The 23,840-nt window shown below is 67.5% G+C and carries 21 protein-coding genes; 8 read left to right on the top strand and 13 right to left on the bottom strand.

What is annotated here, in order from left to right; all coding sequences use genetic code 11:
- Positions 1-28: 28 nt before the first annotated feature.
- Positions 29-1,339: a guanine deaminase gene (guaD, locus tag BW981_RS03010; RefSeq protein WP_244560197.1), complete on the top strand. Its 1,311-nt coding sequence runs from the start codon at positions 29-31 to the stop codon at positions 1,337-1,339.
- Positions 1,340-1,437: 98 nt separating this feature from the next.
- Here guaD and BW981_RS03005 read toward each other — a convergent pair whose 3' ends face one another.
- From BW981_RS03005 to BW981_RS02985, 5 genes are all read right to left on the bottom strand, one after another.
- Positions 1,438-2,295, bottom strand: a complete 858-nt coding sequence (locus BW981_RS03005; RefSeq protein WP_076436061.1) for a D-amino-acid transaminase — start codon at positions 2,293-2,295, stop codon at positions 1,438-1,440.
- 118 nt (positions 2,296-2,413) lie between these two features.
- Complete coding sequence (locus BW981_RS03000; protein WP_139333592.1) at positions 2,414-3,517, bottom strand: serine aminopeptidase domain-containing protein; 1,104 nt, start codon at positions 3,515-3,517, stop codon at positions 2,414-2,416.
- 38 nt (positions 3,518-3,555) lie between these two features.
- Positions 3,556-5,853, bottom strand: a complete 2,298-nt coding sequence (locus BW981_RS02995; protein ID WP_076436057.1) for an NADP-dependent malic enzyme — start codon at positions 5,851-5,853, stop codon at positions 3,556-3,558.
- A 353-nt stretch (positions 5,854-6,206) separates the two neighbouring features.
- Entirely contained in the window at positions 6,207-6,443 is a 237-nt protein-coding gene (locus tag BW981_RS02990; protein ID WP_038361355.1) for an Lrp/AsnC ligand binding domain-containing protein, read from the bottom strand.
- A gap of 52 nt (positions 6,444-6,495) precedes the next feature.
- Positions 6,496-7,335 (bottom strand): alpha/beta hydrolase, encoded by an 840-nt coding sequence (locus tag BW981_RS02985; RefSeq protein ID WP_076436055.1) that lies wholly within the window; start codon positions 7,333-7,335, stop codon positions 6,496-6,498.
- Positions 7,336-7,439: 104 nt separating this feature from the next.
- On the opposite strand from BW981_RS02985, the gene BW981_RS02980 reads away from it, so the two are divergent.
- Complete coding sequence (locus BW981_RS02980; protein ID WP_076436767.1) at positions 7,440-8,441, top strand: asparaginase; 1,002 nt, start codon at positions 7,440-7,442, stop codon at positions 8,439-8,441.
- Between the two features lie 15 nt (positions 8,442-8,456).
- Here the strand turns inward: BW981_RS02980 and BW981_RS02975 are convergent, their stop codons facing one another.
- Together BW981_RS02975 and meaB are read right to left on the bottom strand one after the other, a co-directional pair.
- Positions 8,457-9,092, bottom strand: a complete 636-nt coding sequence (locus tag BW981_RS02975; RefSeq protein ID WP_076436053.1) for a pyroglutamyl-peptidase I family protein — start codon at positions 9,090-9,092, stop codon at positions 8,457-8,459.
- Positions 9,093-9,094: 2 nt separating this feature from the next.
- The gene (gene meaB / locus BW981_RS02970; RefSeq protein ID WP_076436051.1) at positions 9,095-10,081 is read right to left on the bottom strand and encodes a methylmalonyl Co-A mutase-associated GTPase MeaB; all 987 of its coding nucleotides are present in this window, start codon (positions 10,079-10,081) and stop codon (positions 9,095-9,097) included.
- Between the two features lie 115 nt (positions 10,082-10,196).
- Here meaB and BW981_RS02965 point away from each other — a divergent pair, with 115 nt between their 5' ends.
- From BW981_RS02965 to BW981_RS02955, 3 genes are all read left to right on the top strand, one after another.
- Positions 10,197-11,366, top strand: a complete 1,170-nt coding sequence (locus tag BW981_RS02965; protein WP_076436049.1) for an alpha/beta hydrolase — start codon at positions 10,197-10,199, stop codon at positions 11,364-11,366.
- A gap of 132 nt (positions 11,367-11,498) precedes the next feature.
- Positions 11,499-12,503, top strand: a complete 1,005-nt coding sequence (locus BW981_RS02960) for an alpha/beta hydrolase (RefSeq protein ID WP_076436047.1) — start codon at positions 11,499-11,501, stop codon at positions 12,501-12,503.
- 1 nt (position 12,504) lies between these two features.
- The gene (locus tag BW981_RS02955) at positions 12,505-13,398 is read left to right on the top strand and encodes an alpha/beta hydrolase family protein (protein WP_076436045.1); all 894 of its coding nucleotides are present in this window, start codon (positions 12,505-12,507) and stop codon (positions 13,396-13,398) included.
- A gap of 6 nt (positions 13,399-13,404) precedes the next feature.
- Here BW981_RS02955 and BW981_RS02950 read toward each other — a convergent pair whose 3' ends face one another.
- Positions 13,405-13,866, bottom strand: coding sequence for an Lrp/AsnC family transcriptional regulator (locus tag BW981_RS02950; RefSeq protein WP_076436043.1), 462 nt, complete (start codon positions 13,864-13,866; stop codon positions 13,405-13,407).
- A 128-nt stretch (positions 13,867-13,994) separates the two neighbouring features.
- Between BW981_RS02950 and BW981_RS02945 the strand changes: the two genes are divergently transcribed.
- The gene (locus BW981_RS02945) at positions 13,995-15,278 is read left to right on the top strand and encodes a cystathionine gamma-synthase family protein (protein WP_076436041.1); all 1,284 of its coding nucleotides are present in this window, start codon (positions 13,995-13,997) and stop codon (positions 15,276-15,278) included.
- A gap of 6 nt (positions 15,279-15,284) precedes the next feature.
- On the opposite strand, the gene BW981_RS02940 is transcribed toward BW981_RS02945, so the two are convergent.
- The gene (locus BW981_RS02940) at positions 15,285-16,001 is read right to left on the bottom strand and encodes a DUF3750 domain-containing protein (RefSeq protein WP_348521394.1); all 717 of its coding nucleotides are present in this window, start codon (positions 15,999-16,001) and stop codon (positions 15,285-15,287) included.
- 197 nt (positions 16,002-16,198) lie between these two features.
- On the opposite strand from BW981_RS02940, the gene BW981_RS02935 reads away from it, so the two are divergent.
- Positions 16,199-16,462, top strand: coding sequence for a hypothetical protein (locus BW981_RS02935; RefSeq protein WP_076436038.1), 264 nt, complete (start codon positions 16,199-16,201; stop codon positions 16,460-16,462).
- Between the two features lie 56 nt (positions 16,463-16,518).
- Here BW981_RS02935 and scpA read toward each other — a convergent pair whose 3' ends face one another.
- From scpA to BW981_RS02915, 4 genes are all read right to left on the bottom strand, one after another.
- A complete protein-coding gene (gene scpA / locus BW981_RS02930; protein ID WP_076436036.1) occupies positions 16,519-18,681 on the bottom strand; it encodes a methylmalonyl-CoA mutase in 2,163 nt (720 codons plus the stop codon).
- On the bottom strand, positions 18,678-19,502 hold the full coding sequence (thiD, locus tag BW981_RS02925) for a bifunctional hydroxymethylpyrimidine kinase/phosphomethylpyrimidine kinase (RefSeq protein ID WP_076436034.1): 825 nt from the start codon (positions 19,500-19,502) through the stop codon (positions 18,678-18,680). The genes scpA and thiD overlap by 4 nt, the downstream gene beginning before the upstream one ends.
- Positions 19,503-19,515: 13 nt before the next feature.
- Positions 19,516-21,486, bottom strand: a complete 1,971-nt coding sequence (locus BW981_RS02920) for a methylmalonyl-CoA mutase subunit beta (RefSeq protein WP_076436032.1) — start codon at positions 21,484-21,486, stop codon at positions 19,516-19,518.
- A gap of 164 nt (positions 21,487-21,650) precedes the next feature.
- On the bottom strand, positions 21,651-22,037 hold the full coding sequence (locus BW981_RS02915) for a hypothetical protein (RefSeq protein ID WP_076436030.1): 387 nt from the start codon (positions 22,035-22,037) through the stop codon (positions 21,651-21,653).
- A 152-nt stretch (positions 22,038-22,189) separates the two neighbouring features.
- Here BW981_RS02915 and BW981_RS02910 point away from each other — a divergent pair, with 152 nt between their 5' ends.
- Complete coding sequence (locus tag BW981_RS02910) at positions 22,190-23,731, top strand: helicase HerA-like domain-containing protein (protein WP_076436028.1); 1,542 nt, start codon at positions 22,190-22,192, stop codon at positions 23,729-23,731.
- Positions 23,732-23,840 lie beyond the last annotated feature (109 nt).

Raw genomic sequence — 23,840 nt, 5'->3', positions numbered from 1 at the left:
ATGTCGATTTGTGCCGGAGCTGCCGCCCGTGACTGCACCCGCCGCCCTTCGCGCCCTGCGCGGACGCCTGCTCTGGTTCGTCGACGATCCCTGGGCGGTGGGAGCGGCCGCGCATCGCTTCATCGAGGACGGGCTGCTCCTCATCGAGAACGGTCTGGTCCGGGCGGCCGGTGAGGCCAAATCCCTTCTGCCGACGCTTCCCGCCACGGCCGAGATCGTCGATCACCGCCCGCATCTGATCATGCCGGGCTTCATCGACGCCCATATCCACATGCCGCAGACACAGGTCGTCGCCTCCTATGGCGCCCAGTTGATGGACTGGCTGAACCGATACACCTTCGTCGAGGAGCAGAAGCTCGGCGAACAGGGCCACGCCGAAAAGCTCTCCGCCTTCTTCCTCGACGAACTGGTGGCGAACGGCACGACGACGGCGGCGGTCTATTGCTCGGTCCATCCGCAATCGGCGGACGCCTTCTTCACGGAATCGCAGCGGCGCAACACCCGGATGATCGCCGGCAAGGTGATGATGGACCGCAACGCGCCGGATGCGCTGAGGGACACGGCCGAGAGCGGCTATCGCGATTCGAAAGCGCTGATCGCCCGCTGGCACGGCAAGGGCCGGCAGCTCTATGCGATCACGCCGCGCTTCGCGATCACCTCGACGCCGGAGCAACTGGCGGCTGCGGGCCGGCTCGCGGCCGAGCATCCCGGTTGCCATGTCCAGACCCATATCGACGAGAACCGGGCAGAGATCGCTTTCGCCCGCGAGCTCTATCCGGAGTCGGCCGATTATGCCGATATCTATCGGCGTTTCGGCCTGCTCGGCCCAAGGAGCCTGATGGGCCACTGCATCCACATGACCCACAATGAATGGCAGGCCTTCGCCGAGACCGGCGCGGTCGCCGTGTTCTGCCCGACCTCCAATTTCTTCCTCGGCTCCGGCCTGTTCGACTGGGCCCATGCGAGGCAGCGCGGCATCAGGGTTGCGGTCGCGACGGATATCGGCGGCGGCACATCCTATTCCATGCTCCGCACGATGGCCGAGGCGTACAAGGTCCTGCAGTTGCAGGGGCAGTCGCTCTCTGCCTACGCGGCCCTGCATGCGATCACGCTGGGCAATGCCGAGGCGCTGGGCCTCGATCACTTGATCGGTTCATTCGAGCCCGGCCGTGAGGCCGATGTCGTGGTGCTGGATACGGGCGCGACGCGGGCGATGGCCCACCGCCTGGAGACGGTGCGCGATCTGGCGGAGGAGCTGTTCGTCCTCGTTACGCTCGGCGACGACCGCAATGTCCTCGCGACCTATGTGATGGGGGCGCGGGTGGTTCTTCCGCGCTAGCCATCTCGGCGAGCCAACCACGCCTCCGTCATCCCGGATCGGCGCTTCGCTGCGCCCGGGATGACGGAGGAGGCCCGCGAGAGCGACCAGCGCAAGCCCTACCCGAGCACGCCGCCCTTGCGCGCGTGCTCGATATAGATCTCGCGCAGCCGGATCGCGGTCGGGCCGGGCGCGCCATTATGGATGGTGTGGCCGTCGATCGTGGTGACGGGCATCACCAGGCTTGTCGCCGAGGTGATGAAGGCTTCCTCGGCGTCGAGCGCCTCTTCCAGCGTGAATTCGCGCTCCTCGAAGGTGAAGCCGGACTCCGCGAGATAGGCGAGCACGGCCTTGCGCGTGATGCCCGGCAGCACCTTGTGCGAGAGCGGCCGCGAGATCAGCGTCTTGCCCTTGACGATCCATGCGGTGGAGGAGGCACCCTCCGTCACCACGCCGTCCTCGACCAGCCAGGCTTCCTGCGCACCGCTTTCGAGCGCAAACTGCTTGGCCAGAACCGGGGCGAGCAGGTTGACGCTCTTGATGTCGCGCCGCGCCCAGCGCAGGTCCGGCGTGGACACGACCTTGATGCCGGTCTTCGCCGCGGGCGCATTCACGAAGTTGCGCGCCTGGGTGAACATCACCAGCGTCGGCTTCACATCCTTCGGGAAGGGGAAGTCTCGATCGGCCGCGCCGCGCGAAACCTGCAGGTAGATGCCGCCCTCGTCGAGGCTGTTGCGCGTGATCAGCTCCTCGTGGATCGCGACCAGCTCGGCCTTGGACCAGGGCAGGGCGAGCCTGATCTCGCCGCAAGAGCGTTCGAGCCGCGCCAGATGCGCCTCGCAATCGACGAGCTTGCCGCCGATGACCGCCGAGACCTCATAGATGCCGTCGCCGAAGATGAAGCCGCGGTCGAAGATCGAGATCGTCGCCTCCTCCTCTGGGAGATAGGTTCCGTTGACGTAGACGATACGGCTCATGGATGCAGGCCCGCTCAGAAGGGAAGGACAAACGCATCGTTCCTAGCGAAGCCGCGCCGCTCACGCGAGCGCGCTGGTGCGACGCCGGGCCGGCGCCTCGTGCAAGGCGGAAGGCGGACTACTGCTCGGCCTTCGGTCGCGCGTTGTTCTCGAGCGCGATCAGGCAATCGCCGGCGGCCTTGCCGCAGTCCTGCAACGCGTTCCGGCGAGCCTGCTCGATCGTCGGGGCCCCGAACCAATAGCGGAACAGTCTCTTGGAGGGGCTGTAGGCCAGCGCCTTTTCGCCCGGCATACTGAAATAACGTTCGAAGACCGGCGCGCGTTCGCTCAGGCCCAGCCGCGCAAATTCCGTCCTCGCCAACTCGGCCGGCCATTTCGGAAGCTTCCAGGCCCGCAGCGAATTGTCGAGCTCCGGCAGCCAGCGCATGCGCGCGCGGTTGAAGATCAGGTGCCCGGGCGGCTTGATGTCGTTGAATTCGACGAACCGGATATCGCCGCCTCCGTCCAGAGCGGCCGAGCGCATGCGATCGACGGTGGCGGGCGGGAACAGCTCGTCGTTTTGCGCATAGATCCAGAGCTGAGGCGGATAGCCCGCGCCGCGCCAGCCGGCGACGGCCGCCACCAGCGCATCGCGGCTCTTTTCGGCGCATTCCTCGAGCACGAGGCCGCCCGCGACGTTGACGACGCCGCGAAGCCCCGGCGGGCGTTTGCGGGCCAGAGCCATCACGGCGAGCCCGCCAGCCGACTCGCCGATCGCGAGAGCCCGCTCGGGATCGACATCCGGTCGCTGACGCAGGGCGCCCAGTGCCGCTTCCATTTCCCGGGCGTCGTCGGCGATGCGCGGCGCGAGATCCGGCGCCGCACAGGAGACGCCCTCGCCGCGGAAGGGACCGTCCGACTGGCCGAAGCCGTGCCGGACCACGACGGCGGCAAGCCAGCCGCGCCGGGCCAGATCGCGCGCGACACCGCTGTAGCTCGCTGCCCTCATATCGCTCATTCGCAACCCGCTGGGCGACTTGCCATGCGTGATCAGCGCCAGAGGCAGTTTGCCGCCGGGCCCGTCAGGCTTGACGATCAGCATTTCTAGCCGGCTTTCGCGCCCGCCGATTTTCACCCGCAGGAAGCCGCTCTCCTCCTTGAGCTCCTGGGCCCCTGCTGGACATGGGGAAAGCCCGAGAAGAACCAGCAGCGCCATCGCCACCCGGTACGAGCACCCCCGCATGCCTCTCTCCGTCCTCGAACCGCCCGACCGGCCGGGTATCAGCCGGCCGTCGCGGCCGCCCGTTCCTGCGCTTCCACGACCGCGACGGCGGTCATGTTGACGACGCCGCGTGCCGTGACCGAGCCGGTGAGGATATGGGCAGGCTTGGCGGTGCCGATCAGGATAGGGCCGACCGGCAGCGCGTCCGCCAGCACCTTCGCGAACTGGTAGGAGATGTTGGCGGCGTCGAGATTGGGGAAGATCAGGACGTTCGCCATGTCCTTCAGCGTCGAGGAGGGCAGGACGCGCTCGCGGATCAGCGGCACCAGTGCCGTGTCCGCCTCCATCTCGCCGTCGCATTCCAGATGCGGCGCCCGCTCGCGGATGAGCTTCAGCGCCTTGCGCATCTTGAGCGCCGAGGGCGTGTCGGCCGCGCCGAAATCCGAATGCGAGAGCAGGGCGATCTTGGGCTCGAGGCCGAAACGGGCGACGTGGTTGGCGGCGAGTACCGTCATGTCGGCGATCTCTTCGGCGGTCGGATCCGTCTTCACATGCGTGTCGGCGAGGAAGAAGGCGCCCTTATTGGTGATGATCAGCGTCATCGCCGAAATGTCGCAGACGCCAGGCGCGAGGCCGATGATGTCCTTGACGTGGCGCAGCCTCGACATGAAGCGGCCTTCGAGGCCGGTGATCATCGCATCCGCCTCGCCGCGCGCCACCGCCAGCGCCGCGATCACGGTGTTGTTGGTGCGAACCAGCGCGCGGGCCGCCTCCGGAGTGATGCCGCGCCGGCCGGCGATGTCGAGATAGGTCTGGACGTAGTCGCGATAGCGCGGGTCGTCCTCGGGGTTGATCATTTCGCAGTCGATGCCCGGCCGGATCGACAGGCCGAAGCGCTGCACGCGGCTCTCGATCACGCTCGGTCGGCCGATCAGGATCGGAATCGCCAGCCCCTCCTCGAGCGCGACCTGCGCCGCCCGCAGCACGCGCTCATCCTCGCCCTCGGCATAGATCACGCGCTTGGGGTCCGCCTTCGCCTGGGCGAAGAGAGGCTTCATGATGAAGCCGGAGCGGAAGACGAAGCGGGACAGTTGCTCGCGATAGGTCTCGATATCGACCAGCGGCTTGCGCGCCACGCCGGTCGCCATCGCGGCCTCGGCCACCGCCGGCGCGATGCGCATGATCAGGCGCGGGTCGAACGGGTTCGGGATCAGCGAGGTCGCGCCGAAGGTCGCCGCCTCGCCGCCATAGGCGCGCGCCGCGACGTCAGACGACGCCTCGCGGGCCAGCGCCGCGATGGCACGCACCGCGGCAAGCTTCATCGCCTCGTTGATGGTCGTCGCCTGCACGTCGAGCGCGCCGCGGAAGATGTAGGGGAAGCACAGGACGTTGTTGACCTGGTTCGGATAGTCCGAGCGCCCGGTGCAGATCATGGCGTCGGGGCGGGCGGCGAGGGCGTCCTCGGGGGTGATCTCGGGATTGGGGTTGGCGAGAGCGAGGATCAGCGGCTTCGGCGCCATGCGCTTGGCCATCTCGGGCTTCAGCACGCCGGCGGCCGACAGGCCGAGGAAGATGTCGGCGTCGCCGATCACGTCGTTCAGGACGCGAGCGTCGGTCTCCTGCGCATAGACCTCCTTCCAGCGGTCCATCAGCACGTTGCGGCCCTTGTAGACCACCCCCTCGAGATCGGTGATCCAGACGTTCTTGCGCTGCGCGCCGAGCTCGACGAGCAGGTTGGTGCACGCGAGAGCCGCCGCGCCCGCCCCGGAGACGACGATCTTGACGTCGGCGATCTTCTTGCCTGCGAGGTCGAGCCCGTTCAGGACGGCGGCCGAGACGATGATCGCCGTGCCGTGCTGGTCGTCATGGAACACCGGGATCTTCATCCGGGCCTTGAGTTGCTCTTCGATCTCGAAGCATTCCGGGCCCTTGATGTCCTCGAGGTTGATGCCACCGAAGGTCGGCTCCAGCGCCGCGACGACCTCGACGAATTTCTCGATGTTCTTCTGGTCGACCTCGATGTCGAAGCAGTCGATCCCGGCAAATTTCTTGAACAGGACCGCCTTGCCCTCCATCACCGGCTTGGAGGCCAGCGGGCCGATGTCGCCGAGGCCGAGCACGGCGGTGCCGTTGGTGACGACCGCGACAAGGTTCTGCCGGGAGGTGAGTTCTGCAGCCTCGGACGGGTCGTCGACGATCGCCTCGCAGGCGGCGGCGACGCCGGGAGAATAGGCGAGCGCCAGGTCGCGCTGGTTGCCAAGCGGCTTGGTCGCCTGGATCTCGAGCTTACCGGGCCGCGGCTGGCGGTGATAGACCAGCGCGCCGGAGCGCAGATCGGCGGAGAGCGTGCTTTTCATCGAGGGCAACCCCAGCATCCGGAGCAGGGGAGGTCGCGCGGAAACGAGGCGGCGTCAAGCCTTGGAATGGTTCCGGTGAAGCGCCACTGCCCGGCGGCGTGTTCAGGATCCGGCCGAAACGATTGAAATTGAATCGCTCTGTGAAGACCTTGAAGCAGGGCCTCAGCGGATCAGGCGAAGCGACTCGTCCGATTCAGAAATCTCGGATGCGGACGGCCACGCGTCGGCGATCGGTCGCTGCCGTCGAGCGCAGCGACCGAGTAATCCGGGAGGGGCGGGGCGAGCCGGTTCGCCCGGTCCATCGGGTTGCTTCACTTCGCTCGCAAGAACGAGCGCGCTAAGCCCTGATGCGCTCAGAACGCCTTGAACGTGATGATCGTGTGGGTGTCCGCGATCTCGGGGATCGACTGCACCTTCTGGGCGACGAAATGGCCGATATCGACATCTGCCGCGACATGGAACTTGGCCAGGATGTCGTAATTGCCGGCGGTCGAGTAGATTTCCGAGGCGATCTCGCGGTCGGCCAGCTCGCTTGCGACCTCGTAGGTCTTGCCGAGCTTGCATTTGATCTCGACGAAGAAGGTCTGCATGGCGGGCTCCGGGTGCTGTGGCCGTCTGGATAGAATCCCCGGGCCTTGAAGATCAAGCGCCGGCGAGTTCGGCGATCCGCCGCGTCATCGGGTCTTCGGCTTCGGCGAGTCCCGCGATCACGGTGAAATGGTTCGCTCCCGCGATCTCCTCATAGCGCGTCTGCACGCCTTCCAGCCCCCAGACATCGACGATCCTGCGGCTCTGCTTGTGGTATTCGTCGCTCTCGGCCCCGCCCACCACGGCATCCATCGTCAGCCGCGATGGCGCCGGCCAGAACAGCGGGCTTTCGCGTTCGGCCGACACCATGTCGAGCTGCAAGGCGTCGTTGATGCTCGTCTCGGTCAGGGGTTTCAGATTGTACAGGCCGGAGATGCCGTAAGCCGAAGTGACCAGCCGCTCGGGCAGGCCAGGATCGACATTCCTCCAGTTCGTCGCCAGCGCGCAGGCGGCAAGATGCCCTCCGGCGGAATGGCCCGTCGCCACGATGGGGAGTCCGTAGCGCCGCCACAGCGCGGCGGCGGCCTGCTGGATCTCCCAGACGATATGGCCGAGCTCGACCTGGGGACAGAGATCGTAGCCGACGACCGCAACCGGCAGCCCACGCGCGTTCAGCCCGCGCGCCATATGCGAGAAGAAGCCGGGGTCGAGCGCCTGCCAGTAGCCGCCATGGATGAACATGACGAGCGCGTCGCCGCGGCTCTCCTGCGGCTTGAACAGGTCGTAGCACTGCCGCTCGCCCTCGCCATAGCGCACCCCGAGCTCGCTGGGCGCGATCTCGCGATAGGCCGCGGCATCGGCTTTCCAGCCGGCGATGATGCCGGGATGCTCCGGCACGCGGGCGCGGTTGTTGTATTCGGTCTCGTAATCGGGCGAGGGCGCTGTCGGGTCCATGCCTGCAGCGTGGCAGTCTGGGCGCCATCGCGCCAGAGCTTTTGACAGGGGGCGCCTGCGGCGCGAAAAGCAGGGCGCCCGATATGCCGGTGCCGGAGCCTGCCATGGAAAACCCCATCCTCGCCGAAGTGACCCGCGGGAACACCGTCGAATCGCGCCATCGCGGCGCGGCGATCGTCGTCGATGCGGATGGCGCCGTTGTGTTCTCGGTCGGCGATGTCGAACGGCCGGTGTTCCCGCGCTCGGCGGTGAAGTCCATCCAGGGCCTGCCGCTGATCGAGAGCGGGGCCGCCGATCGCTATGGCCTCACCGAGCCCGAGCTGGCGCTGGCCATCTCCTCCCATTCCGGCCAGCCTGAACATGTCGAGACGGCGCTTGGCATGCTGCGCAAGGCCGGCCGCGATGCCGGCTGCCTGGAATGCGGCGCGCATTGGCCGACGAATGAGAAGGTGGCGCGCGCCCTGGCGAAATCGGGCGCCGAGCCGACCGCGCTGAACAACAACTGCTCGGGCAAGCATGCCGGCTTCGTCTGCCTCTCCTGCGCCCTCGACGAGGACCCGTCCGGCTATGTGAAGGCTGATCATGCCGTGCAGCAGGCCGTACGCGGTGCGCTCGAAGAGGTGACCGGCGCCCCGCACACCGCCGAGCATCGCGGCACCGATGGCTGCTCCATCCCCTCCTATGCCATTCCTCTGAAGGCCCTGGCGCTGGGCTTTGCCCGCATGGGCACCGGCCACGGCTTCGGCCCCGAGCGGGCCAAGGCTGCCGCCCGCTTCCGCGCCGCTGCGGCGGCACACCCCTTCATGGTTGCGGGGACGGATCGCTTCGATACGCGGCTGATGAGCCTGCTCGGCACCCGGGCCTTCACCAAGACCGGAGCGGAAGGCGTTTATTGCGCCGCCCTGCCGGAGCTGGGCTACGGCATCGCGCTGAAATGCGACGATGGCGCGGGTCGCGCGGCAGAGGTTGCGCTCGCCGCGCTGATCGCCCGCTTCCTGCCGATGGATGATGCGACGAGCGCAGCGTTCGCGCCGCTGCGCGAGTCGGTCCTGAAGAACTGGAACGGCATCGAGGTCGGTCGCGTGAGGTCTCCTGCATCGGCCTGAGCCCTGCCGCCCCGGTCAGCGTCCCGCCATGGCGAGGTCCCGGCCGATGCGGGCGAGCGCCACGGCGAGCCGCTCTGGCTCCGGTCTGAACGGCGCAACCTGCCGAACCGGGCGGGTTCCGGGCACCGGGCGCAGCCAGGGAACATGGATGAACAGAACCGGGCGGCGGTCCCGGCCGGGGTGGCGCAAGGCCGAGGCGTAGCTGGCATCGCAAAGGTACCGGCCGGCCGAGGGCGAGAGCCGGGCGACGATCCCCGCCTGCCGCAGACGCGACAGGGCCGCATGTGGCCGGCCTGTGGTGAGCATCGGGCGCCCCGCCGAGATGGCCTTGCGCGATGCAGCCCGGCCGGTGGCGTCGGGATGGAGGATGCTCGCTTGTCCGCGGCCGAACAGCTCGACGCGCACCTGCCGCGCCCGCGCGGCAACACCGAGCATGAGGATGGCGCCCGGCCTTGCCGCCGCGATCCGAGCTGCCAGGGCAGGAAGACCCGCCGCATAGCTCGTCTCCAGGATCAGCGCCTCGGCGCGAAGTCCCGAGCGGGCCAGCTGCTGGGCCACCGCTTGCGCAAGCGACGTCGTCGGATTGACCCGCACCCCGGGAAAGGGGCCGAAACCGGTCACCAGCAGGTCGAGCTGTCGCGAATGCGCCATCGTCAAAGTCCCAGAGCCTGAGCGATCTCTTCGGCCGCCAGGGTCGCAGCCAGCCTCCCGCTGGCAACCTCGCGCTCGATCTGCGGCGTGCGCGCCTTCAAGGCGGGGTCGTTGCGCAGCCGCGCCTGCAGCCTGTCCTGAACCATCGCCCACATCCACTTGACGTCCTGCTGGCGCCGCTTCTGCGTGATCAGGCCATGCGCCTCCAGCCGGTCGTGATGCTGCTCGACGTGCCGCCAGAGCCCCTCGAGGCCTTCCCCGGTCAGGCCCGAGATCGTGACGACCGGCGTCGACCAGAGCGCGGAGGTGGGTGCCAGGATGTGCAGCGCCGCCCTGTACTGCGCGGCGGCGGCCCGCGCCGCCGTCGCGCCCGCGCCATCGGCCTTGTTGACGGCGATCATGTCGGCCAGCTCGATGATGCCCTTTTTGATGCCCTGCAGCTCGTCGCCGGCATTGGGCAGCATCAGCACCAGGAAGAAATCCGTGAGGTCCGCCACCGCGGTCTCGGACTGGCCGACGCCCACCGTCTCGACCAGGATAACGTCGAACCCCGCCGCCTCGCACAGCAGCATCGTCTCGCGGGTCTTGGCCGCCACGCCGCCGAGGGTGCCGGAGGAGGGGGACGGGCGGATATAGGCATTCGGATCGACCGCAAGTCGCGCCATCCGCGTCTTGTCGCCGAGGATCGAGCCGCCGGTACGCGTCGAGGAGGGATCGACCGCCAGCACCGCGACCTTGTGCCCCTTGGCGGTGAGGTGGCTGCCGAGAGCGTCGATCGTCGTCGACTTGCCGACACCGGGCACGCCGGTGATGCCGACGCGGATCGCCCTGCCGGTCTGAGGCAGCACCCTCTGGATGAGCTCCCTGGCCTGCTGGCGATGATCCGCCCGGCGGGATTCCGCCAGCGTGATGGCACGCGCCAGCGCCGCCCGCTCACCGGCGAGGAGGGCGTCGGCGAGCGCGGTGATGGTAGGGGCGGCTGCGACCATGGCGCCAGTTAGCAATCGCCGCCTCCGGGGAGCAAGCCGCGGTCCTCGACGATCTTTCATCACTGTGTCATGCGCGCATCTTGAAGAATGGCCGCAACGGTGGGACGAGAAGATCATGATCGTGCTGACGCAGCGTCTTCGCACTCTGGTTCTTGTGTGCCTGCTGCCGTTGACGCTCGCGGCATGCGGCACGCCGCGCGTGCTCGAGTTGTCGCAGGCATCGGCGCGCCACCAGGATGTCGCCGGCACCGTCCAGATCTATGTCGCGACGACGCGCGAGTCCTCGGCGCAGCCAGTCTGGTTCAGCGGCGAGCGGGCCCCGAGGCTCTCCTTTGCCCGGCTCGACATCACGGTGCCGCGCAACCACAAGCCCGGCGAACTCGAACTGCCCGATTCCGGTCCCGGCGACCCGCTGAAGCACTTCGTCGCGACCAATCTGACGCGGCTCGAACTCGCCCCGGTCGTCGCGGATGTGCGCAAGGACCTGCAGCGCCGTCCGCCGAGCGAGCGGGACGTTCTCGTCTTCGTTCACGGCTACAACACGAACTTCGCTGACGCGGCCTATCGTTTTGCCCAGATCGTGTACGATTCCGGCTTCAAGGGTGTGCCGGTGCTGTTCACCTGGCCGTCGCGCGGGGAACTGCTAGCGTATCCTTACGACCGCGAGAGCGCCTTTTACTCCCGCGACTTCCTGGAGGCCAACCTGCGAGCCATCACGCGCGACCTCGGGCCGCCGCGCATGGACATCCTCGCCCATTCGATGGGCACGTTGCTGACGCTGGAATCGCTGCGCCAGGCCGCGATCCGCGGCGACGGCGGCTTCGGCGGCAAGCTGCGCGACGTGATGCTGGCCGCTCCGGACGTCGATCTCGACGTGTTCAAGACGCAGATGCGCCAGATCAAGCGGCCGGTCACGGTCTTCGTCTCGGCCGACGATCGCGCACTGGACTTCTCGCGTCGCTTCGCCGGCGACAAGAAGCGGCTCGGGGCCGTCTCCAGTAAGGACACGGAGACGATCGCGGAGCTTGAAAAGCTGGGCGCGCGCCTCATCGACCTCTCCGAAGTGTCCTCGGGCGATCCGCTCAACCACGCCAAGTTCGCCGCCTCGCCCAAGGTCGTCCAGATGATCGGCGAGAGGCTGCGGCAGGACAACGGCATCGGCTTTACCGGGCCGCAACTCGGCGACAAGATCGGCGATATCGCCGGCGGCGTGGTCGGCACCGTCGGTTCGACCGTGGGGCTGGTGGTGACGGCGCCGGCAACCATCGCTAGGGGCGTTCGCTGACGTGACCGCCGGGACACGGGCGCGGGGTTTCATCGCCGGATCACGGCTCCGCCGCATTCTGGCCGCGTTGGACTGCCCTTAACGGCCAGATGGGGCTGACCGCCCGTCCTCCTCGATCCGGATACCGCCGACATGCCTGTAACGAGGCGCGATTTCTCACGACGTTCCCTGCTCGCCGCATTTCTTCCGCTGGGCCTCGCCGCCTGCGCCCAAAGCGAGGCCAGCGTCTCGCCCTTCTCCGAGCCTGAGCGGGCCGATTCCTCCGCGCTCGGCCGGGATCCCCGCCTGCTGGTGATGACGACCCGCAACGCGACCGGGAATGCGCCGCCCTTCTTCGGCACGGATCGCGGCAAGCTGACCTTCGCGGAAGTCAGGCTGTCGCCGCCCGGTCGCGGTATTGCCGGGCGCGTCTCATCGGCCGTCAGCGGCGACTGGCAGGTCGTCGGCATCGACCGCATCAACGCCAACGATCCGGCACGGGCCTTGTCCGACGCGGTCAACGGTCGCGATGTGCTGCTCTATGTCCACGGCTTCAACGAGACCTTCGAATCGGCCACGCGCAGCGCCGGCCAGCTTTCCCACTCGCTGGAGTTCCGGGGGCGCACCGTGCTGTTCACCTGGCCTTCGGGCGGCAAGCTCTTCGACTATGCCTATGACCGCGAGAGCGCATTGTGGTCGCGCGACGGCTTCGTCGACACGCTGCGCGCGCTGGTCAGCAACCCGACGGTCGGCCGCATTCACATCGTCGCCCACTCCATGGGCACCTTCCTGACGCTGGAGGGCCTGCGCGAGCTGCGAGACGCGCCGGAGGTCTATGCCCGCATCGGCTCCATCGTCCTGGCCTCGCCGGATGTCGATATCGACGCCTTCGAGCAGACGGTGAAGCGGCTGGGGCCGCTCGCCAAGCGGATGACGGTCATCATCGATCCGGGCGACCGGGCTCTGGCGGTCTCGGCCCGCATTGCCGGCGGCGTGGCCCGCGCCGGCGCCGCCGACCGTGGCCGGCTCGATGCGCTCGGCGTGCGCGTCGCCGACACCTCCGGCCGTGGCTGGAGCATGCTGCGCCACGACTTGTTCCTCTCCGACAGCGAAGTCACGCAGGTGGTGCGCCGGGCGATGGACCGTGGAGAGACCTGAGATGCGGCCCGCTCGCCCCCTGACGGGACTGCTCGCGGGCCTGATGATCTCCGGGCTTGCATCGGCCGCCATGGCGCAGGCGCCAGCACCCTTCGCGACCGAAGGCAGCGGGCGCTGGACCTTCGAGGATCCTGTCTGGCAGGCCATCGAGGTGCAGACCTATACGCCGGCCGCTTGCGGGGCCAAGGCCTGCCCGCTGGTGATGGTGATCCACGGCAATGGGCGCAACGCGGCCAGTTCGCGCAATTACTGGATCGATGCGGCCGAACGCTATCGCGTGCTGGTGGCAGCACCGCGCTTCGACAGGCAGCGCTTCTCCAGCCGCGTGTTCCAGCAGGGCAACGTCGGCGGCGACGCCGACAAGCGGAAATGGACCTTCGGCATCGTCGAGCGTCTTTTCGATGCCGCGCGGGCGACCGGACGCGTCGAGGGAGCAGTGTACCGGATATTCGGCCACTCCGCAGGCGGGCAGTTCGTCCACCGCATGGCGCTGTTGATGCCGGAAGCACGATTCTCGCGCGCCGTCGCCGCCAATTCCGGCTTCTACACCCGGCCGATGGGCAGCGAGGTCGCCGACGGCTTCGCCTATCCCTATTCGCTCGGCGAAACGCCCGCGACGGACGGCACGCTGAAGGCCGCGCTCGTCAGGCCGGTGGTCGTCATGCTGGGTGAGCGCGACAACGATCCCGATCATGTCGATATCAACAAGTCGCCCGGCGCGGAAGCGCAGGGGCCCACCCGTCTCGCGCGCGGTCAGGCGTTCATGGCCGATATCGCGGCGGTGTCGTCCCGGCTCGGCATCGCCAGCGCTTGGCGCGAGGTCACGGTTCCGGGCGTCGCCCACGAGCAGAAACGTATGGCGCAGGCTGCCGCGCCGGTGCTGCTCGGACCCTGAGGGCGTTCAGATCGGTGGCAGGCCGGAGCGCTTCTTCAGCGTCGCCAGCGCGAAATTGGATTCGACGGACTGGATGCATTTCAGCCGCGTGACCTTCTGCTTCAGGAAGCGCTCATAGCCTTCGATGCCGTCGGTCACGATGCGCAGGAGATAATCCTGCGTGCCCGTCATCAGGTAGCACTCCGCGACCTCGCTCCAGCTCTCTACCGCCTTCTCGAACTCCCCGATATGCTCCTGGTTCTGCTGGATCAGCCGGACGGAGACAAAGACGCTGAAGGGCAGGCCATAGGCCTTCGGATCGACGATCGCGGCGTAGCCCTGGATGACGCCGCTTTCCTCGAGCCGCTTGAGGCGCCGCAGGCATGGCGTTGGCGACAGGCCGACCTTGGCCGAGAGCTCCTGATTGGTGATACGCCCGTCTTCGCGCAGCACCGCCAGGATTCGCCTGTCAATCGGATCGAGCATCATCTGCTCCTCATGCGCCAGTGTTGAGCATAAAGCTGCATAAACGACCTGTAGCTTGAGATTGATCCGCCAAGCAATGGCGCCCGGCAGGGTCTATCCTGCGTCGAGCGTCGAACCTGTCGGAGGGCACCATGAGCAATGACGGCTATCACAAGGACCGGATCGCCAACCGCAAGCTCCATCCCGAGACGCTGATGATGGGTTTCGGCTATTCGCCGGCCATGTCGGAAGGCTCACTCAAGCCGCCCGTCTTCCTGACCTCGACCTTCGTTTTCGAGAACGCGCAGCAGGGCAAGGATTTCTTCGACTTCACGTCGGGGCGGCGCCAGCCAAAGCCCGGCGAGAAGCCCGGTCTGGTCTATTCGCGCTTCAACCATCCGAACATGGAGATCCTCGAGGATCGCCTGGCGATCTGGGATGAGGCCGAGAAATGCGCCGTCTTCGCCTCCGGCATGGCCGCGATCGCGACGACCTGCTTCGCCTTCCTGCGGCCGGGCGACACGATCCTGCATTCGCGACCGCTCTACGGCGGCACCGAGACGCTGCTGAAGAACCAGATGGGCGCCTTCGGCGTCACGCCCTTCGGCTTCACCGACGGGCTCGACATCGAGCAGATGCGCGCCGTGGCCAAGGCCGCCGCCGCCAAGGGGCGCGTCGCGATGATCCTCGTCGAGACGCCGGCCAATCCGACCAACGGGCTCGTCGATCTTGCCGCCTGCAGGACAATTGCCGACGAGTTGGAGCAGTCGCAGGGCCACCGCCCTCCCGTGGTGGTCGACAACACCATGCTCGGCCCGAAATACCAGAAGCCGCTGAAGCTCGGCGCCGATCTCAGCCTGCTTTCGCTGACCAAATATGTCGGTGGTCATTCCGACCTCGTCGGCGGGTCGATCAGCGGCTCCGAGGCGCTGGTGCGGCAGGTGAAGGCCTGGCGCGGGTCACTTGGCACGCAGGCCGACCCGAACTCCTGCTGGATGCTGATGCGCTCGCTGGAGACCCTCGACATCCGCATGAGCCGCGCCAACGAGAACGCCAAGCTCGTCGCGGAGTATCTCGAAAGCCACCCCAAGGTCGCCAGGGTGCATTACCTGGGCAATCTCAAGGACGGCGACCCGCGCAAGGCCGTGTTCGATCGCCAATGCAGCGCGGCCGGCTCGACCTTCGCCTTCGACGTCAAGGGCGGTGAGAAGGAGGCTTTCGCGGTGCTGGACAACCTCCAGATCATGAAGCTCGCGGTCAGCCTCGGCGGGACCGAGACCTTGGTCTCGCACCCGGCTGCGATGACGCATTCCGGCGTCGCCCGCGAACTGCGCGAGGAGATCGGCCTCACCGACGCGCTGATCCGGATCTCGGTCGGCATCGAGAACATCGAGGACCTGATCTCGGATCTCGCGCAGGCCTTCGAAGCGGTTTGAACCGCCTCAGACGCCGATCCTGCCCCAACCCGGCAGCTTCAGCGCGGGACTGCGCAAGTCGAAGCCCGCGACGAGGCCAAGCAGGTTGACCTCGACACCCTCGACCCAGCCGATGCTGATGCCCGCCAGCCCGTAGAGCGAGGCCTGGAAGCCGGTTCGGCTTGGCGTGAGCCCGGAGAAGAGGCCGGTTTCGCGCCAATCCTTGCCGATTGCTGTCGGCGGCAGGGCCTGCCGCAGCTCCGGCACCTCGGACAGAACATGCTGGACGAAGCTGTTCGAGTTCGGTCCCGGCCAGGCGAGATAGCTGCCGGGCCTCGCATACCCATAGGATTGAACGGCCGTGCGAATGCGCGGGATCATCTGCTCGGCCGCTTCGCCGCGGATCTCGGCCACGGGCTCCGGAACATTGCCGAACCAGCGCCCATCCGCTTCGCGATGGTTGACGCGGACCGGATTACCCCAACCCACGACGTCGAAGCGCGTATAGGCGCTGGCGCCGCGCTCCTTCACCACGATCCAGGAGTGATGAGCGAATATGCCGCGCCAGTGTCCGACGCGGGCGGCGAAGACATGAACGGTCGCCTCGGGTTCGATCGCGGCCGCCGGCAGGAGCTTGGCGCTCGTCCAGTCGGCGCGGCGCCAATCGGCGGCATTGGGCTGCCAGTACCACCAGGCGGCATGGCTCGCGACGGGGATGAGAAAGACGATCAGGAAAAGCAGCATGAAAAGGCGGGCGAAGCGCATGGGGCTGGATATGTGGCCGATCCAGCGCTCTGCAAGCGGCGGTGTCGACAAGCAGTGCGGCAGGCCCGCGGCGTTTTCATAAACAGCGCGTGAACGACGCCCTCAAAGCCCGTTCAGCCAGCGATGGTCATTCTCCGCGACGAAGGCAGCCATTCGCTGCCCAGGGATTGCGGATCATGCTCGCCTCTCATCTGCGGATCGGTCTTGCGGTACTGGCCCTGGCGGGCGCGGCCTCGCTCGCCGCCGGGCCGGCCGCCTATGCACAAGCTTCCGGAAGCCGGCCCGAAGCGGGGCGCGAGCGGCCTCCGCATGGTTATGACTGGCGGCCCGCGCCGCCGGCTGTCCACGGCTTCTGGGGCCAGCGCCGGTGGCAGCGTTATTCGGATAATTTCGGCGTTCGCGGTCTGCCGACCTCGAGCTATGGCGACGCCCGGCGGTAAGTGTCGCCACGCCGGACGTTCCCATGGGCGGGCGCCGCATATCGGCGCCCGCTTTTTTATTCGGCGGCGGTCCGCTGGGCGTAGCCGAGGCGCTGGTTGAGTTCGTCCAGCAGCTTCTCCGCCGCATCGGCGATGACGGTGCCGGGCGGGAAGATAGCCGAGGCGCCGGCCTCGATCAGCGCCTCGAAATCCTGCGGCGGGATGACGCCGCCGACCACGATCATGATGTCGGGCCGCCCCGCTTTGGCGAGCGCAGCCTTCAGTTCCGGCACGAGCGTCAGATGCCCCGCCGCGAGCGACGAGACGCCGATGATGTGGACGTCGTTTTCGACGCCCTGGCGCGCCGCCTCGTCGGGCGTCGCGAAGAGCGGGCCGATATCGACGTCGAAGCCGAGATCGGCGAAGGCGGAGGCGATGACCTTCTGGCCGCGGTCATGCCCGTCCTGCCCCATCTTGGCGACGAGGATGCGGGGGCGGCGCCCATCCGCCTCCTCGAAGGCCTCGCACATCGCCTGGACGCGCGTGACGGCTGGGTTCATGTCGCCGACCTCCCGCTTGTAGACTCCCGAGATCGCCTTGATCTCGGCCCGGTGGCGCCCGAAGACCTGCTCCATCGCCATGGAAATTTCGCCGACCGTCGCCTTGGCGCGCGCGGCCTGCACCGTGAGATCAAGCAGGTTGCCGTTACCGGCCGCGCCGTTGGTCAGTGCGCCCAGCGCCGCCTGAACCTCGGCCTCGTTCCGCTCGGCCTTCAGGCGCTTCAGCTTGTCGAGCTGCTGGGCACGGACGGAGGCGTTGTCCACCTTCAGCACGTCGATCGACGCCTCGTTCTCGGGCTTGAAGCAGTTGACGCCGATGATCTTCTGCAGCCCGCCATCGATGCGCGCCTGCGTTTTGGCGGCGGCCTCTTCGATGCGCAGCTTCGGAATTCCGGCCTCGATGGCCTTGGCCATGCCGCCGAGTGCCTCGACCTCCTGGATATGACTCCAGGCCTTTGCGGCGAGCTCGGCGGTCAGCCGCTCGACATAATAGGAGCCCCCCCAGGGGTCGATGATCCGCGTCGTGCCGCTCTCCTGCTGCAGCAGGATCTGCGTATTGCGGGCGATGCGGGCCGAGAAGTCGGTCGGCAGCGCCAGCGCCTCGTCCAGGGCGTTGGTATGGAGCGACTGGGTGTGGCCCTGCGTCGCAGCCATCGCCTCGATCATCGTGCGCGGCACGTTGTTGAACACGTCCTGCGCCGTCAGCGACCAGCCGCTTGTCTGGCTGTGCGTGCGCAGGGGCAGCGACTTCTCGTTCTGCGCGCCGGCGTCCTTCACCAGCTTCGCCCAGATCAGCCGCGCGGCCCTGAGCTTGGCAACCTCCATGAAGAAGTTCATGCCGATCGCCCAGAAGAAGGACAGGCGCGGCGCGAAGGTGTCGACGCTGAGACCCGCCCGGCCGCCCGCGCGGATGTACTCGACGCCGTCGGCGAGCGTATAGCCGAGCTCAAGGTCCTGTGTCGCCCCGGCCTCCTGCATGTGGTAGCCGGAGATCGAGATCGAGTTGAACTTCGGCATGTTCGCCGAAGTGTAGGAGAAAATGTCGCCGATGATCCGCATCGAGGGCGAGGGCGGATAGATATAGGTGTTGCGGACCATGAACTCCTTGAGGATGTCGTTCTGGATGGTCCCCGAGAGCTTGGCCTGCGGAACGCCCTGTTCCTCCGCGGCGACGATGTAGAGCGCCAGCACCGGCAGCACCGCCCCGTTCATCGTCATCGACACGCTCATCTGGTCGAGCGGGATGCCGGAGAACAGCGTGCGCATGTCGTAGATCGAGTCGATCGCGACGCCCGCCATGCCGACATCGCCGCCGACGCGAGGATGGTCGGAATCATAGCCACGATGCGTCGCGAGATCGAAGGCGACGGAGAGGCCCTTCTGGCCGGCGGCGAGATTGCGCCGGTAGAAGGCGTTGGAGTCCTCTGCCGTGGAGAAGCCGGCATATTGCCGGATCGTCCAGGGCTGGTTGACATACATGGTGGGGTACGGCCCGCGCAGATAGGGCGGCAATCCCGGCAACGTGCCGACGAAGGGCAGCCCGTCGCGATCCTGCGGTCCGTAGATCGGCTCCACCGGAATCTCTTCCGGCGTCAGCCAGGGCTCGCCTTTGGGCGCCGCCGCTTCGGCGGACGCGGCCTGCGCGAACGGCAGACGGGTGAAGTCGGGGATTGCGCTCATGGCCTGCTCCCGTCCGGTTTGTCCCACCAGCGATGAAAATGATGCACCGGGCCGTGGCCCTTGCCGATCGCGATCTGGTCGGCGGCCGCGATGGCCGCGGAAATATAGGTTTTTGCCGCGCCGACGGCCTCCGGCAGAGCCTGTCCCCTGGCCAGATTGGCGGCGATGGCCGAGGACAATGTGCAGCCGGTGCCGTGTGTGTTGCGAGTCTCGAGCCTTGGCGCGTTGAAGCGCTGGCGCGCGCCGCCCGCGAGCAGCAGCAAGTCGCTCGACATCTCGCCGCTGCCATGGCCGCCCTTGACGAGCACGTTGGCGGCACCCAGCGAGGCAAGCTTGTCGGCCTGCTCCTCGACGGCTTCGTCGCTCTGGGCCGGCGCGGTGCCGAGCAGCGCCGCCGCCTCCGGCAGGTTCGGCGTGATCAGTGTCGCCAGCGGGAACAGGTGCTTGCGGATCGCCTCGACCGCCGATTCCTCCAGCAGCCGCGCGCCGGAAGCCGCGATCATCACCGGATCGAGCACGATGTTCCTGGCGCCGTGCTTCTTCAGCCCCGCTGCGACCGTCTCGATCAGCTCGGCCGTGGCAAGCATGCCGATCTTGACCGCACCGATGGCGAGGTCTTCGAACACCGCATCCATCTGCTGGGCCACGAAATCGCGCGGCACGGCATGGATAGCGCGAACGCCCGTGGTGTTCTGCGCCGTTAGCGCCACGATAACGCTGGCGCCATAGACCTGATGCGCGGCAAAGGTCTTGAGGTCGGCCTGGATGCCGGCGCCGCCGCTGGAATCGGAGCCGGCGATGGTAAGCGCGATGGCAGTCAAATCCTGTCTCCGATCAAGCTGAAGCAGCGGCTTGCGCGCGCGTCAGTGTCTCGACCGCATCGCACCCTGCAAAGATGAACGAGGTCACCCCGGCCTGGTTCAGTGCGGCTTCGTTCTCGGCCGGACGCCCTGCGAGCCAGACCGTCGCACCGGCCCGCTTCAGCGCCTCGGCCATAGCCGCCCCTTCCTCGGCATAAGCGGTATCCGATCCGCACAGGCAGGCGAGTCTGGCTCCGGACGCCCGGAAGGCGCCGACCAATGCGTCGAGATCGGTCGCGCCGTCTTGGGCGAAGCTCTTTCCGCCCGCGGCCACGATTCCGCCCGCTTCGAACAGATTGCGGGCGAAGCCGGCCCGCGCGGTGAAATCGGCGATCGGCCCGAGCGTCGCCAGAAACACGGCCGGAGGAGACGCCGCGGCCTCCGCCTCGGCGCGCAGCGCTTCGAACGGCTCGGCCAGCCGCAATGAGGGCAGGGGCTCGATCGCCACCGCTTCGTGGCTTGGGATCAGGCCCTCGGCCCGGCTGCCGCCCTCCGCCAGCGCGCCGATGATCTCGGCAGGGTCACGATCGGCGCTCCCCCGCTGCGCGAGTTTCGACCCCTCCACCGGGGTGACCGGCAGAACATCGACACGCCCCTCCCGCAGATTCGGGAACTCGCTGGTTCCGGTGATCGGCGCGCGCCGCGTCGCGACTGCTTTCGCTGCCGTCGTCCGCGACCGGGCAATGTCCTGTTGAATGCTGCCGCTGGCCAGAGCCCCGACGACACCTTGCACTGCCTGGTCGGTTGCCGCCTCGATCTGCTGGAAAATGGTCCAGCCATGCTGGCAGAGCGCCTGGGTCAAGCCCTCGAAGCTGCCCGCTCCGGCGGCAGGATCGGCGACACGCCAGAGGTTGGCTTCCTCCAGCAGGACGAGCTGGGTGTTGCGCGCGACACGGCGGGCAGAGCCATCCGGCAGTCCGAGCGCGGCCGTAAAGGGCAGAACGGTGAGCGAATCGGCTCCGCCGACTCCCGCCGAAAACGCCGCGACGGTGCCGCGCAGCAGATTGACCCACGGGTCGCGCCGCGTGAGCGCGCGCCAGGCGGTCTCGACATGGATCGTCGCCGGCTCGGCGGAAAGGCCGCAGGCTTCCTGAACGCGAGCCCAGAGCAGGCGCGCGGCGCGCAGCTTGGCGATGGTCATGAACTCGTCGGTGTCGGCGACGAGGGTGAAGGCGATGGCGTTGCGTGCCTCCTCAAGCGGGAGGCCCTGGGCTTCGAGCGCGCGCAGATAGACGACAGCGGTCCCTATCATGAGGCCGAGTTCCTGCGCTTCGCTGGCGCCTGCCTCGTGATAGGGGCGGGTATCCACCGTGACGAAGGGGCCGGTGAAGCCGCGTTCCTTCAGCGTGCGGACCGTTACGGCCAGCCGCCGCGCGACCTCGCTCCACGGCGCGGAAAGCGAGCCGCTGCGCGCCAGGGTGCCGATCGGATCGAACCCGAATTCGATGGCGAGCCCAGCCGGTGCGTGACCCCGCTTCTCGATCAGCGCCGCCAGCATCAGCGCATTGACGCGGCCTTGCGGCGCCGGGTCGAGCCGCAGGCGGATGAGATCGAGCATCACCCCATCCAGCGCGCGCTCGAGCGCGGCGACATCGTCGGCGACGAGGCCGTAGCCGCGCGCGGCCGGAGCGCCGGCGAAGGCGAGGCTGAGCATGTCAGCGCCGCCTTCCAGCTCGGCCAGCGCCAGCGCATTCGCTTCGGCCGGATCGGGATGGTCGAGCCGTGCTGCGACATGCCAACGCCCCGACTCGGCTCTTACGGCGCGCGGGCCGGAGCCGGCTTCATAAAGCGGCTCGATGCGGATGCCGTCGGCGCTGTGTCCGACCAGCTTCTTCTCGAAATCCGCGCCTTTCAGCACCTTGTCGACGGCGGCGCGCCAGAGTTCCTGCGACGGCGCCGGAAAAGCGTCCAGAAAAGGAAGGTCGGATGAGCCTGCCGAGATCATAAGCGCCCTGCTCCTTGCCGCCCATTGTGCCGCTGCGCCGCGCTGATTGCCATGCGCGCCGCCGCACTGCCATCCCTACTTCGTCGCAGACATGGTGCGCATTTGCGCGCCAGAACGCAAAGCGCCGCCCGAAGGCGGCGCTGCCTGCTTCGCGGCTCGAGCGCTCAGACGAACTGGCCGAGGCCCGGTATCGCGCCGACGATCGCGCCCATCGTGTCCTCGCCGGCCTTCTCCCGGCCGAAGGCGAACATCTGCTTCGAGACGGTCTGGATCTGGGGCATCGACAGGCCGGCGCCCATCAACTGACCGCCGAGCGCCATCACGCCGCCGCCACCGCCCATCAGCCCGCCGATCGCGCCCAGCATGCCGCCCTTGGCGCCGGATTCGGCGTTGGCAAGGTCCTGCGCGCCCGGCATCGCGGCCATCAGCTCGCCGATCTCGGTTGCGGGGCCCTCCTTCTGCAGGAATGCGAGGATGATGCCGACCGCCTTGCGCGCCAGCTCCTCGCTAAGGCCGGTGGCCGCGACGATGCGTGAAATCAGCTCATCCATGGGTCCATAAATCCCTTGCCAAGGCCTCCCTCACGGAGGCTTCGAAAATAGTTTACATGTTTACGATCTCGAAGCCAACGCTTCGGGCTTCCCGCTGCGTCAGGGTTTCGCTACACCCGTTTACGACATTTCGGACGAGGCGGACGGTGACGATGGCGGACGACGGCGCGATTCTGATCGGCAAGAGCGACAAGCCGGAGAACCTGCTCCTGAAGCTGGCCAACCGCCACGGCCTGGTCACCGGGGCGACCGGCACGGGCAAGACCGTGACCTTGCAGGTCATGGCCGAAGGCTTTGCCCGCAATGGCGTGCCGGTCTTCGCTGCCGACATCAAGGGCGACCTCTCCGGCATCGTCGCGCCCGGCGACAGCAAGCCCGCCTTCGTCAACCGCGCCAAGGAACTCGGCCTCGACTACCAGCCCGACCAGTTCACCACCGTGTTCTGGGACGTGTTCGGCGAGCAGGGCCATCCGGTCCGCGCCACCATCTCCGAGATGGGGCCGCTGCTGCTCGCCCGCCTGCTCGATCTCAACGACACCGCCGAAGGCGTGTTGAACATCGCCTTCCGCATTGCAGACGAGCAGAAGCTGCTGCTGCTCGACCTGAAGGATCTGCGCGCGATCCTGACTTTCGTGGCCGACAACGCCGCCGAGCTGAAGACGAAATACGGCAATGTCAGCGCCACTACGGTCGGTACCATCCAGCGCGCGCTGCTGGTGCTGGAAAACCAGAAGGGCGACCTCTTCTTCGGCGAGCCTGCGCTGGAGATCGACGATCTGATGAAGACGGATCGCGACGGCCGCGGCATCGTCAATATCCTCGCCGCCGACAAGCTGATGAACAATCCGCGGCTTTACGCCACCTTCCTGCTCTGGCTGCTTTCCGAGTTGTTCGAGCAGCTTCCCGAGGTGGGCGATCTCGACAAGCCCAAGCTCGTCTTCTTCTTCGACGAGGCGCATCTGCTGTTCAACGACGCGCCCAAGGCCCTTCTGACGGCGGTGGAGCAGGTGGTGCGGCTCATCCGCTCCAAGGGCGTCGGCGTCTATTTCGTCACGCAGAACCCGCTCGATATTCCCGATACGGTGCTGGCCCAGCTCGGCAACCGCGTGCAGCACGCGTTGCGCGCCTTCACCCCGCGCGACCAGAAGGCGGTGCGCGCTGCAGCCACGACCTTCCGGCAGAACCCGAAGATCAACACCGAAGCGGTCATCACCCAGCTCGCGGTCGGCGAGGCGCTGGTCTCGATGCTGGAAGGCAAGGGCTCGCCGGAGATCGTGGAGCGGGCGCTGATCGCGCCTCCGATGGCGCAGGTCGGCCCCTGCACGCCGCAGCAGCGCCAGCAGGCGATCCAGCAATCGCCGGAGCGCGGCAAGTACGAGACGATGATCGACCGCGACTCCGCCTATGAAGAGCTGGCGAAGCGCAGGGACCTCAATCCCGACAGCACAACAGTCGAGGCGTCCGCGACCGGCGTCGGCGGCGGTATCCTCGATACGATCGGCGGCTGGCTCGGCGGCGGTGCGCCGCAGCAGCGCCCCAAGACCGGGCCTGGCTCCCGGGGCGGACCGCTGCCGCAGAGCATGGCCGAGAAGATCATCACCTCAGCCGCCCGCTCGGCCGCGACCTCGATCGGCCGGCAGGTCGGCACCGCGATCCTGCGCGGCATTCTCGGATCGATGTCCGGGAAGCGGTAGGGGAATCTCTCCCGGAGGGAGAGGGCAGGTGAGTGGTCGGCCGTTGGACGTTGTGGCGGTGACCTGACCGCTGCGGCGATGAAGACGCCGTCTCATCGGTCAGGGGCCT

The sequence above is a fragment of the Allobosea sp. TND4EK4 genome (assembly GCF_900156025.1).
In the GTDB taxonomy this organism is placed as follows: Bacteria; Pseudomonadota; Alphaproteobacteria; order Rhizobiales; family Beijerinckiaceae; genus Allobosea.
This window is presented reverse-complemented; position numbering and strand designations above follow the sequence as displayed.